This is a genomic window from Lactobacillus mulieris (genome assembly GCF_007095465.1).
Lineage (GTDB): Bacteria > Bacillota > Bacilli > Lactobacillales > Lactobacillaceae > Lactobacillus > Lactobacillus mulieris.
Genome location: NZ_SDGL01000037.1, coordinates 1 through 396 on the forward strand (window position 1 = coordinate 1; position 396 = coordinate 396).

Here is a 396-nt window from a genome sequence, read left to right on the forward strand (position 1 = left end):
AAAGTAGACTTGCTTAGAGCCAGTGAGGGCATTTAAAACTTTAGTTTGATTTTCAAGTGGTTGTTTGATAGCTAATTGTAAATTGTTAGCTTTGTAGCCGGCAAAAGCTAAAGGAAAAGTATTACACTGGTAAGCAGTATTATATTTATCTTTATACCAGATTTTGTTTATCTTCAAGTCATCACGTAACCCATAATTCTTAAAACCTACAGCCGAGTCAGTTAAGCGGGTAGTTGAAATAAAGGTCTTAATATCAAATAAAGCATCTGTTAGTTGTGTACTAGTAGAGTAAAAGTAAAAATAACCAGTACCTGGGAGACCTAATAATGAATAAAAGTCACTAATTTTAGGGTCGTTATTTGAAGAAAAGACTTCAGCTCCACGATAGTTGAAAGT

1 protein-coding gene is annotated in these 396 nt (G+C 33.3%); it reads right to left on the reverse strand.

Features of this window, described 5'->3' with window-relative positions; all coding sequences use genetic code 11:
- Nucleotides 1-396, reverse strand: a 396-nt coding sequence (locus tag ETI37_RS07730; protein ID WP_143458514.1) for a YfhO family protein, incomplete at both ends; no start/stop codon positions are given.